Origin of the sequence: Nocardia brasiliensis IFM 10847 (assembly GCF_000710915.1) — a bacterium.
In the GTDB taxonomy this organism is placed as follows: domain Bacteria; phylum Actinomycetota; class Actinomycetes; order Mycobacteriales; family Mycobacteriaceae; genus Nocardia; species Nocardia brasiliensis_A.
The window spans coordinates 38,990-48,629 of the sequence record NZ_BAUA01000081.1; the positions used below are offsets into that span (position 1 = coordinate 38,990).

The 9,640-nt window shown below is 67.2% G+C and carries 11 protein-coding genes; 5 read left to right on the forward strand and 6 right to left on the reverse strand.

Annotation, left to right across the window (positions count from 1 at the left end):
* Positions 1-475: 475 nt before the first annotated feature.
* Both NBRGI_RS17520 and NBRGI_RS17525 read left to right on the forward strand, forming a co-directional pair.
* The gene (locus NBRGI_RS17520; protein WP_029897637.1) at positions 476-2,005 is read left to right on the forward strand and encodes a TldD/PmbA family protein; all 1,530 of its coding nucleotides are present in this window, start codon (positions 476-478) and stop codon (positions 2,003-2,005) included.
* A gap of 11 nt (positions 2,006-2,016) precedes the next feature.
* Positions 2,017-3,393 carry a metallopeptidase TldD-related protein gene (locus NBRGI_RS17525; RefSeq protein ID WP_029897639.1) on the forward strand — a complete coding sequence of 459 codons (1,377 nt, stop codon included), beginning with the start codon at positions 2,017-2,019 and terminating at the stop codon, positions 3,391-3,393.
* A 13-nt stretch (positions 3,394-3,406) separates the two neighbouring features.
* Here NBRGI_RS17525 and NBRGI_RS17530 read toward each other — a convergent pair whose 3' ends face one another.
* Positions 3,407-3,787 carry a PPOX class F420-dependent oxidoreductase gene (locus NBRGI_RS17530; protein WP_029897641.1) on the reverse strand — a complete coding sequence of 127 codons (381 nt, stop codon included), beginning with the start codon at positions 3,785-3,787 and terminating at the stop codon, positions 3,407-3,409.
* 25 nt (positions 3,788-3,812) lie between these two features.
* Positions 3,813-4,361, reverse strand: a complete 549-nt coding sequence (locus NBRGI_RS17535; RefSeq protein ID WP_029897643.1) for a PadR family transcriptional regulator — start codon at positions 4,359-4,361, stop codon at positions 3,813-3,815.
* A 110-nt stretch (positions 4,362-4,471) separates the two neighbouring features.
* Here NBRGI_RS17535 and NBRGI_RS17540 point away from each other — a divergent pair, with 110 nt between their 5' ends.
* Positions 4,472-5,191 carry a hypothetical protein gene (locus NBRGI_RS17540; protein ID WP_029897645.1) on the forward strand — a complete coding sequence of 240 codons (720 nt, stop codon included), beginning with the start codon at positions 4,472-4,474 and terminating at the stop codon, positions 5,189-5,191.
* A gap of 54 nt (positions 5,192-5,245) precedes the next feature.
* Here NBRGI_RS17540 and map read toward each other — a convergent pair whose 3' ends face one another.
* Positions 5,246-6,010 carry a type I methionyl aminopeptidase gene (gene map, locus NBRGI_RS17545; RefSeq protein WP_029897647.1) on the reverse strand — a complete coding sequence of 255 codons (765 nt, stop codon included), beginning with the start codon at positions 6,008-6,010 and terminating at the stop codon, positions 5,246-5,248.
* A gap of 101 nt (positions 6,011-6,111) precedes the next feature.
* Here map and NBRGI_RS17550 point away from each other — a divergent pair, with 101 nt between their 5' ends.
* Positions 6,112-6,375 carry a helix-turn-helix transcriptional regulator gene (locus NBRGI_RS17550; protein ID WP_029897649.1) on the forward strand — a complete coding sequence of 88 codons (264 nt, stop codon included), beginning with the start codon at positions 6,112-6,114 and terminating at the stop codon, positions 6,373-6,375.
* 57 nt (positions 6,376-6,432) lie between these two features.
* On the opposite strand, the gene NBRGI_RS17555 is transcribed toward NBRGI_RS17550, so the two are convergent.
* From NBRGI_RS17555 to NBRGI_RS17565, 3 genes are all read right to left on the reverse strand, one after another.
* Positions 6,433-6,813, reverse strand: coding sequence for a PPOX class F420-dependent oxidoreductase (locus NBRGI_RS17555; RefSeq protein ID WP_029897650.1), 381 nt, complete (start codon positions 6,811-6,813; stop codon positions 6,433-6,435).
* A gap of 112 nt (positions 6,814-6,925) precedes the next feature.
* The gene (locus tag NBRGI_RS17560; protein WP_029897652.1) at positions 6,926-8,089 is read right to left on the reverse strand and encodes an epoxide hydrolase family protein; all 1,164 of its coding nucleotides are present in this window, start codon (positions 8,087-8,089) and stop codon (positions 6,926-6,928) included.
* Positions 8,090-8,263: 174 nt separating this feature from the next.
* Positions 8,264-8,506, reverse strand: coding sequence for a hypothetical protein (locus NBRGI_RS17565; protein ID WP_029897654.1), 243 nt, complete (start codon positions 8,504-8,506; stop codon positions 8,264-8,266).
* A gap of 384 nt (positions 8,507-8,890) precedes the next feature.
* Between NBRGI_RS17565 and NBRGI_RS17570 the strand changes: the two genes are divergently transcribed.
* Positions 8,891-9,481, forward strand: coding sequence for a TetR/AcrR family transcriptional regulator (locus tag NBRGI_RS17570; protein ID WP_029897655.1), 591 nt, complete (start codon positions 8,891-8,893; stop codon positions 9,479-9,481).
* The last annotated feature ends 159 nt before the right edge of the window (positions 9,482-9,640 follow it).

A 9,640-nucleotide genomic window follows, 5' to 3' on the forward strand; every position in this document is an offset into this window, starting at 1 on the left:
CTCGTGCGAAACCGCACACCGCGGTAGCTGCTCCGGCAGCAAAGGGTCCGACCGGCGCAAGTGGTAGCGCGACGTCGGCCGTCGCGGATGGCTCCGGACTGGTTCGGCGCAGACAGTACGGGCCCGACAGTCTCGGGCAGCGCGGGGGTTCAGCCGTCGCAAACAGCCCGAGCTCAGCCGTCGCGACAGCGCAGAAGGATTTGCGGCGCTGCTGGTCCCTGAGCTCAGACAGCCCGAACTCAGCCGCCACAGACAGCGCGGGGGATTTGCGGCGCTGCTGGTCCTGAGCTCGGACGTCGCAGGCGACACGGCTCGGGTGGGGTGATGGGGCATTCGCCAGAGTGGGAGCCGGTCGTGCTGTGCGGGTGAGGGTTTCAAGAGATGCGGACTGCGCGTGATGCATGGTTGCAGTCGGCGCATGTTTGCGCGGAGTGGCGTGGGGTGTGGTGGGGCGGGAGGGACTAGGTTGGGCTGGGTGAGCATCGCGACTTCCAAGGATGTGGACGCAGAGTTTCTCGATCTGCCGCTGACCGCGCTCGCCGACGCCGCGTTGGGGGCGGCGCGCGCAGCGGGCGCCGAGCATGCCGACCTGCGTGTGCACCGGCTGGTGACGCAGACGATCCGGCTGCGCGACGGGCGCGTCGAGGCGATCACCGACAACATCGAACTCGGTTTCGCGGTCCGCGTGATCGTCGACGGCACGTGGGGTTTCGCCTCGCACGCCGCGCTGACCCCCGCGACCGCCGCCGAGGTGGCGCGCACCGCGGTGACGGTCGCGACGACGCTGCGCGCGTTGAACCGCGAACGGGTCGAACTCGCGGACGAACCGATCTACGACGACGTGCACTGGGTCTCCGCCTACGACGTGGACCCGTTCACCGTGCCGACCACCGAGAAGGTCGCACTGCTGCAGGACTATTCGGAACGCCTGTCCGGCGCCGACGGCGTCGACCACGTCACGGCGTACGTGTTGCAGGTGAAAGAGCAGACCTTCTACACCGACACCGCGGGCTCGAAGATCACCCAGCAGCGCGTCCGGCTGCATCCGCAGTTCGAGGCGACCACGGTCGATTCGGCGGCGGGCGTGTTCGAGACCATGCGCACGCTGGCGCCGCCGGTGGGGCGCGGCTGGGAGTACGTCACGGGCGCCGACGGCGCCTGGGACTGGTCGGACGAACTGGCCCGGATCCCGTCCTGGCTCGCCGAGAAGGTGAAGGCGCCGACCGTCACCCCCGGCCCGACCGATCTGGTGATCGACCCGACCAATCTGTGGCTGACCATCCACGAATCCATCGGCCACGCCACCGAGTACGACCGCGCCATCGGCTACGAATCCGCTTACGCCGGAACCTCGTTCGCCACTCCGGACAAGCTCGGCACCCTGCAATACGGCACCCCGATCATGCACGTCACCGGTGATCGCACCGAGCCGCACGGACTGGCCAGCATCGGCTACGACGACGAGGGCGTGGCCGGGCAGCGCTGGGATCTGGTGCGCGACGGCGTGCTCGTCGGCTACCAACTGGACCGCGTGTTCGCGCCGCGCCTCGGTCTGGACCGGTCCAACGGCTGCTCCTACGCGGATTCGGCGCATCACGTACCGATCCAGCGCATGGCCAACGTCTCGTTGCAGCCCGATCCCGACCATGACACCAGCACCGAGGAACTCATCTCCCGGGTGCGCGACGGCATCTACATCGTCGGCGACAAGTCGTGGTCGATCGACATGCAACGCTACAACTTCCAGTTCACCGGTCAGCGGTTCTTCCGCATTCGCGACGGCAAGCTGGACGGCCAGCTCCGCGACGTCGCCTACCAGGCCACCACCACCGACTTCTGGGGCGCGATGGAGGCGGTCGGCGGGCCGTCCACCTGGCGGCTCGGCGGCGCGTTCAACTGCGGCAAGGCCCAACCCGGGCAGGTCGCCGCGGTCAGCCACGGCTGCCCGTCGGTGCTGGTGCGCGGCATCAACATTCTCAACACCCGGACGGAGGCGGGCCAGTGAGCCAGCAGACCATCATCGCCGCGGGCGAGGTCGTCGAGCGTGTGCTCGCCCTGTCCCGCGCCGACGAGGCCATGGTGATCGTCACCGACGCGCACGACGCGTCGCTGCGCTGGGCCGGTAATTCGATGACCACCAACGGATCGTCGAATTACCGTGACTGGGCGGTGATTTCGATCTTCCGCGACGGTCCGCGCGCCGCACGGGTCGGCACCATCGGGTCGACGAGTGTCGACCCGGCGGAGATCGAAGCGGTGGTGCGTCGCAGCGAGGAGGCGGCCCGGGCCGCCGCACCCGCAGAAGACGCTATGCCGCTGCTGGATTCGGACCGACCGGCCGAGGGCTGGGCCGATCCGGCGGGCAGCACCGGCATCGAGGTGTTCACGGACCTGGCGCGGGGCCTCTCGGCTGGTTTCGACGGCAGCGATCGGTTGTACGGATTCGCGCACCACACGGTGCACACCACCTGGTTGGGCACCTCGACGGGGTTGCGCCGCCGGTTCACCCAGCCGACGGGTTCGGTGGAGATCAACGGAAAGCGTGGTGCGGGAACAGATCTCGCCAGCGCCTGGGCCGGTGTCGGCACCGCGGATTTCACCGATGTCGACGTCCCCGGCCTGCTGGCCGAATTGTCGCGCCGACTGGACTGGGCCGGACGCAAGGTCGAGCTGCCCGCTGGGCGCTACGAGACGCTGATGCCGCCGTCGACGGTCGCGGACATGATGATCTATCTGCACTGGCAGATGGAGGGGCGCGGCGCACACGAGGGACACACCGCGTTCTCCCGCGCCGGCGGTACGCGAATCGGCGAGCGGCTCACCGATATTCCGCTGACGCTGTACTCCGATCCGAGTGCGGCAGGGCTGGAGTATCGGCCGTTCGTCGCGACTTCCGCGTCGTCGCAGGCGATGTCGGTGTTCGACAACGGGTTGAGCGCCGAACGGGTGGACTGGATCCGGGACGGCGTCATCGAGTCGCTGGTCTATCCGCGTGCCACCGCCGCCGAATTCGGCACCACCGCAACCATTCCCGGCGGGAACCTGCTGCTCACCGGCGGTTCCGCCACGACCCTCGACGAGATGATCGCGCGCACCGAGCGTGGGCTGCTGCTCACCACCCTGTGGTACATCCGCGAGGTCGATCCGGCGAGCCTGCTGCTCACCGGCCTCACCCGGGACGGCGTCTACCTCGTCGAGAACGGCGAGGTCACCGCCGCGGTCAACAACTTCCGCTTCAACGAGAGTCCACTCGACCTGCTCCGCCGAGTCACCGAGGCAGGCAGGACCGAAATCACCCTCCCCCGCGAGTGGAAGGACTGGTTCACCCGAACGGCGATGCCGCCCTTGCGCATTCCCGATTTCCACATGTCCTCGGTGAGTCAGGCGACGTAGGGCACCGCCGGGTTCAGGGGAACGTGATCTCGATCCCGACGGTGCCCTTCTTGCCGCGGCGCAGGTTGCTGCCGAGGATGGTGATCGGGCCCATCAACCAGTACTTGCGCATCAGGAGTTTGCGGACGCGCTCGGTGCCCTCGGGGTCGAGGACGCGTCCGGTGCCTTTGACGATCTCACCTCGCGTTTTCCCCGCGACGTTGCACGGCTGCACGGTGACGTCCGGATTACGCCGGAGCCGCTTCACTTTCCAGCTGTCGGTCACCGTCCACACATAGAGTTTGTCCCCGTCGGCGACCGCCCACACCGCGGTGCCGACGGGCGTGCCGTCCTTGCGGTACGTGGTCAGCAGTACGTATTCGGCCTTGCCGACAGCCCCCAGCGTGTTCGTCATGAGGTGCAGCGTAATCCGATCAGGCTCAATCGGACATTCGGTACTCGCCCGCCTCGATCCTCTCCACCAGGCCGTCGGTCCACTGCGCCAGGTTGCCGAACACGCCGCTCCACAGTTCCAGCAGGTCGGTCGAGTGCGGCTGTTCGTAGCGGGTGGGAAAGTCGGGGATCATGGCGAGCAGGCCGGTGCGGACCTCTTCGCTGCGGCGGCGCTGTTCGCGCAGCTTCGCCAGCACGTGCGCCCGCGGCAGCGCGTCCATGAACGCGATACCCGCGCCGAGTTCCTCCATGTCGACGCTGACCAGCGCCTCGTCCATCAGTTTGCGGAATTCCGCCTCGCCCGCCTCGGTCAGCTGGAACAGCGTGCGACCCGGACCTTCACTGCTGCCCTCGGTGCCGAATGCGCTCAGCTTGCCTTCCTGCGTCAGCTGCTTCAGCGCGTGATAGATCGAGCCGGGTTTCACGTTCGTCCACGTTTCGGCGCGCCAGGACAGTAATTCGCGGCGCACGGCGTAGCCGTAGGTGGGCTGACGCAACCGCATCACCCCCAGCACCAACAGGCGCACGGCCGACATGGCGAACCTCCTTCAGATAGGAATTTCCCATAGTAGTCAAGTTTGACTTCCGCCGCTAAACGGCCCTAACCTGGGGTAGTCAAAATTGATTACCAAAGCTTGGAGGCCTGATGGGCGACGCGGCTGTGCCAGTGATGTGGGGCGGCAACTCCGCCGAGACGCTCGAGTTCTATCGAACGCTCGGCTACCAGGTCACCTGGGAGCAACACACCCCGTACGTCTACTGCTCGGTGCAACGCAACGGCTACGAGCTGCACTTCTACCGCGACAAGAAGGACAAGCGGGAGGTCGGCGAAGCCGAGATGGGCTGCCTGGTCTGGGTGGACGAGGTGACCGACCTGCACGCGACCTTCAGCACCGCCCTGCGCGAGCACTACGGCCGGGTGCCCGCGCGCGGTGTGCCCCGGATCAGCCGGTTCCGGCCGGGGCAGACCCGGTTCACCGTCACCGACCCCGGCGGCAACAGTGTCACCTACCTACAACGGGACGAGCCCGATTTCGAGTACGGCGGTTCGCGCGAACTCCAAGGGCTGCAAAGGATTCTGGACAATGCCCGAATCCTGCGCTTCTCCAAGGAAGACGACGAGGCGGCGCGCAAGACCCTCGAAGCCGGCCTGCGCCGCTTCGGCGCGACAGCGTCGATCCTCGACAAGGCCCACGCCCTGGCCGAACTCACCGAATTGGCGGTGGCCATGGAAGATCCGGCTCGCGCCGACGAACTACGCAAGGAGATAGCGGCACTCGACCTGTCCCCCGACGAACGCGCGGAAATCGCGACCCACCTGAAGATCGCCGACGACCTCGAAGAGTGGCTCGGCGCGCCGGAGTAGCCGCAGACGGGCGAGTGGCCCTGCGCCACTCGCCATGCAAACACCTTTCGCGAACTACGCGGCGGTGAGCACCTGCGGACCGGACTCGGTGATCGCGACGGTGTGTTCGGAGTGGGCGGTGCGCGAACCGTCGGCCGAGCGCAGCGTCCAGCCGTCGGGATCGGTGACGATGCGGTCGGTGGTGCGGGCGAACCAGGGTTCGATGGCGATGACCAGGCCGGGCCGCAACCGATAGCCGCGACCCGCGCGTCCCTGATTGGCCACGTGCGGATCCTCGTGCATGGTGCGGCCGAGCCCGTGACCACCGAATTCCGTGTTCACCGGATAGCCGTAGTCGCGCGCGACCGCGGAGATGGCGGCGGAGATGTCACCGACGTGTTTGCCGGGCAGCGCGACCGCGATCGCCGCGGCGAGCGCGTCCTCGGTGGCGCGAATCAACCGCAGGTCCGCCTCGTCCGCGGTGCCCACCACGATCGTCGTGGCCGCGTCGGCCACCCAGCCGTCGATGCCGACCGCGAGGTCCATGGTCAGCACGTCCCCGTCACGCAGCCGGTAGTCGAACGGAAGGCCGTGCAGCACAGCGTCGTTCACCGACAGGCAGACGGTGTTCCGGAACGGACCGCGCCCGAACGAGGGCGCGTAGTCCCAGTAGCAGGACTGTGCGCCGCGCCGCCGGATCCGCTCGCGCACGTGGGCCTCCAGCTCGAGCAGGTTCACCCCGATCTCGGCCAGCACGCGCAACTCCGCGAGCACCTCGGCGACGAACTGCCCCGTCACGCGCATCCGGGCGATCTCGTCCGGCGTCTTCAGCTCCACCATGAGCTTCCCTTTCGGTATTAAAATACCAACCATGAACGGTATTTTAATACCACACAGCACGGGACTTGCGGTATTTAAATACCGACACTAGCCTGCTTCCCATGGTCCGTCTCCCGTTGACTCCGGCTCAGATCGACGCAGGCCGCCGCCTCGGCGCCGCCCTGCGCGCCGCGCGCGCGGCGCGCGACCTCACCGAAGTCGCTCGGGCAGCAGGCATTTCACCGGAAACCCTGCGCAAGATCGAGACCGGCCGCCTCCCCTCCCCCGCCTTCGGCACCGTAGTCGCCTTGAGCATGGTCCTGGACCTGCCCCTGCAAGACCTCGCGGACACCTGGCGGGCGGCGGGTCTCGCCGAGTCGGCCTGAGTCGACCAATCGGCGGCGGCGGGATGCCGGGGTGAGGACACCGCCGCGACCCGGCAATCACGGGGTCTGCGCGACGACCAGGCCGACGGAACCGTCTGCTCCACGAAACAGCTTGTGCAACTTGATGACCAGGGTGCCGACGAGACCGTACTCGCGGGCGACGAGCTCGCGTACCCGCTGGGCGCCGCTGGCGTCGAGGATCGTGGCGGTGCCGGTGAACACCTCGTCACCCTTCGGCCGCCCCCGCGCATCCGAGATTTGCAGCGTTACTTCAGGATTGCGCCGAATACGCTTGACCTTCCACGTTTTCGGGTTCGTCCACACCACGATCCGATCGCCGTCCGGGGCGACCCACACCGGCGTGCCGACGGGCGTCCCGTCCTTCTTATAGGTGGTCAGTAGCGCGAACTTGCTCGCGCCCAGCTCATTCCAAGTCATAGGGAAACCGTAGGTCGCCGGGCACAGCCGAACATCCGCTCCGCGACTCGCCCACACGTACGCGCTGCGACGTACGCGGGGCGGGGCGCACCCGCGCGCCCCGCCGACCGGTTCAGCCGCGATGCTTGCGAAAAAAGGCGCGGACATCGTCGAGGAACAGCTTCGGTTGCTCCAAGGCCGCGAAATGCCCGCCCGAGGTGTACTCGGTGAAATGCTCCAGATAGCCGCCGGGGTTCATCACCCGACGCATCAGCGGACTGGTGTTGAAGATCGCCCACCCCTGCGGGACACCCGAGGGGGCCGCCCACGCCATGCCCGAATGTGCGGTCTCCCAAAGAAATTGAGCAGCCGAAGCGCCACTGCGGGTGAACCAGTAGATGCTGATGTTCGTCAGCAGCACATCCCGGTCGATCCGTGCACCGGCGGGCCGCCCCGGATCAGTCCACGCCTGGAACTTCTCCGCGATCCACGCCAGCTGCGCGATCGGCGAATCGGTCAATGCCGCCGCGATCGCGTTCGGCTGCGTGGATTGCAGCACCAGGTACCCCTTCTGCTCGGCCCAGCTCGCCCGCGCCTGCTCGATCGCCGCGAACTCCTCCGCGCTGAGCCCATCCGGGATCGGCAACTGCTCGCCGACCAGGCCGAGCGTGCCCTGATCACTGTTCACGTGGGTCGCGATCAACCGTTCCGGATACACCGCGGCCAGCCGCGAGGTCACGCCCGCGCCGACGTCGCCGCCCTGCGCCACGAACTTCTCGTACCCGAGCCGGGTCATCAGCTCGGCGAACGCCTCGGTAGTGCGGGCCAGCTCCCATCCCGTCGAGGCCAGCGGCGTGGAGAAGCCGAACCCCGGCAGCGACGGAATCACCACATGGAACGCGTCCGCCGGGTCGCCGCCGTACGCCGCCGGATCGGTCAACGGTCCGATCAGATCGACGAACTCCACCACCGACCCGGGATACCCGTGCGTGATCAACAGCGGCACCGCGCCTTCCACCGCCGATCGCACATGGATGAAATGAATCGTCTGCCCGTCGATCTCCGTAGTGAACTGGTCGAACGCATTCAGCTTCGCTTCCTGTGCCCGCCAATCGAATTCGTCGCGCCAGTACGCCGCCAACTCCGCGAGGTAGTTCGGCGCGATCCCCCGCCCCCAATCCCCCTCGGTCCCCGGCACCACCGCCGGCACCCGCGCACTGCTCAACCGAGCCCGCAGGTCATCCAACTCGCCCTGCGAGATCTCGATACGGAAGGGATGAATCGCTGTGTTCGTCATGAGAACCACTCTTCGCCCCATTGCGGAAGACTTGCTTCCGCAATCCGGACCATCTTTCAGATTTCTCGAGAGGCGATTTCCTCGTTCCGCCAGTGCTGACAGCCCTGAGCGCTCGCCTGTCAGCGGGTAGCGGCCGGTCTCGGTGTGGTCGTCGTGATGCTTCCCGCTTGCCCCTCAGGTTCGCGATGGCATCACGACTACAGCGGTGTAGTTACCGATATCGTGTGTGTGCTGTCGCCGGTTGCTGGTGTCGAGGAACAGGTCCAAGCGTGTGATCAGAGCGTCGGATCCAGTGGTGGCATCGGCCTCGAGGGTCGTCATCGGTAGTACGTACCTCTGTGCCGGATCTTGATCGAGTTTCCATCCGAAGGTCAGAACAACGGTTTCACCGGCGCACACCACGGAGATCTCGGTCATGAGTGTCCATGGCGTGCGGCCGGTCACCGGCGTGGTCGGCGGTTGGGCATACCGGCCTGTCGTGGCGTCAGGTCGGCTCACCGCAGCGGCGGGCAGAGCCGACGCCTGGCGCAGGTAATCCTGTAGAGCCTCAGCGACTTCGACTATCCAGCTGGGCGAGGGGCAGGGTGATATGCCATCAGCCCAGCGTGTCATTGACCCAGTTCGGGCAGAATCGTTCGCCTGCTTCGCTGCCGGTCTTGCAGTAAGCAGTGCACTGGGGAACACAGATCCCGCAGGCCCACCGTGGACGCTCTCACCCCACGCGGGTAGCCCGATCGGCTACCGGTATCGGCAGCCACCTCGATGCGCCGGTGAAGCGCGGTGACGGCCTATTATTCGGGGGTGACCTCGGATGCGCGGGCTCGGCCGGGGCGGCCTCGGGATGCCGACAAAGATCTCGCTGTGCTGGGGGCGGCGCGGCGGTTGCTGGCGGAGGTGGGGTATCAACAGACGACGGTGGTGGCGATCGCGCGGCGGGCCGGGGTGAGTGCGCCCGCGATTTATCGGCGTTGGCCCAGCCGGGAGGCGTTGCTGGAGGAAGCGGTGCATGGCCCGGGCGGGCATCCGCTGCCTGCGCCCACCGGTAATTTGCGTACGGACCTGGGGGTCTGGGTGCGGATCTTTCTAGCCCGTGCGGCGAGTCCGGCCGCGCGCGCCGGGGTGCCCGGACTGCTGGCGGATTCACAGACCGAGGAGGCGCGCCGCAGGTTGCTGGCGATCGGCGCACCGGTGCGTGCGGCCTTCGCCGAACTGCTCGAGCACGCGTTCACCAGCGGCGAGCTGACCGAGCGTGCGAACCCGGACGTCCTGTTCGAAATCCTCTCCGGAACCACCACTTTCCACGCACTGGTGCGCGGCGGTGATGAACAGGACGGATTCGCCGACGCCCTCGCCGAAGCGTTGTATGTCATTGCCGCGCACCGCGAACGCTGACGAAACGACGCGCCCGGCTGACGAGCCTCCGGACAGCTGGCAAACGAGCTATTAGGACGGCCAGCGAGCCCGCGAGTTGTCCGGCTCGCGAGCTACCAGCGACCAGCTGTCGATCCGACAGGCTGCCCCACGACTACCGCCAGCCGCCGAGACAGTAGG

Bases quoted from the DNA above. Each gene is read 5' to 3' on its own strand.
- NBRGI_RS17530 (WP_029897641.1), bottom strand. From the start codon at position 3,787: ATGACGAACACGCTGGGGGCTGTCGGCAAGGCCGAATACGTACTGCTG.
- NBRGI_RS17535 (WP_029897643.1), bottom strand. From the start codon at position 4,361: ATGTCGGCCGTGCGCCTGTTGGTGCTGGGGGTGATGCGGTTGCGTCAG.
- NBRGI_RS17540 (WP_029897645.1), top strand. From the start codon at position 4,472: ATGGGCGACGCGGCTGTGCCAGTGATGTGGGGCGGCAACTCCGCCGAG.
- map (WP_029897647.1), bottom strand. From the start codon at position 6,010: ATGGTGGAGCTGAAGACGCCGGACGAGATCGCCCGGATGCGCGTGACG.
- NBRGI_RS17550 (WP_029897649.1), top strand. From the start codon at position 6,112: ATGGTCCGTCTCCCGTTGACTCCGGCTCAGATCGACGCAGGCCGCCGC.
- NBRGI_RS17555 (WP_029897650.1), bottom strand. From the start codon at position 6,813: ATGACTTGGAATGAGCTGGGCGCGAGCAAGTTCGCGCTACTGACCACC.
- NBRGI_RS17560 (WP_029897652.1), bottom strand. From the start codon at position 8,089: ATGACGAACACAGCGATTCATCCCTTCCGTATCGAGATCTCGCAGGGC.
- NBRGI_RS17565 (WP_029897654.1), bottom strand. From the start codon at position 8,506: ATGACCGAGATCTCCGTGGTGTGCGCCGGTGAAACCGTTGTTCTGACC.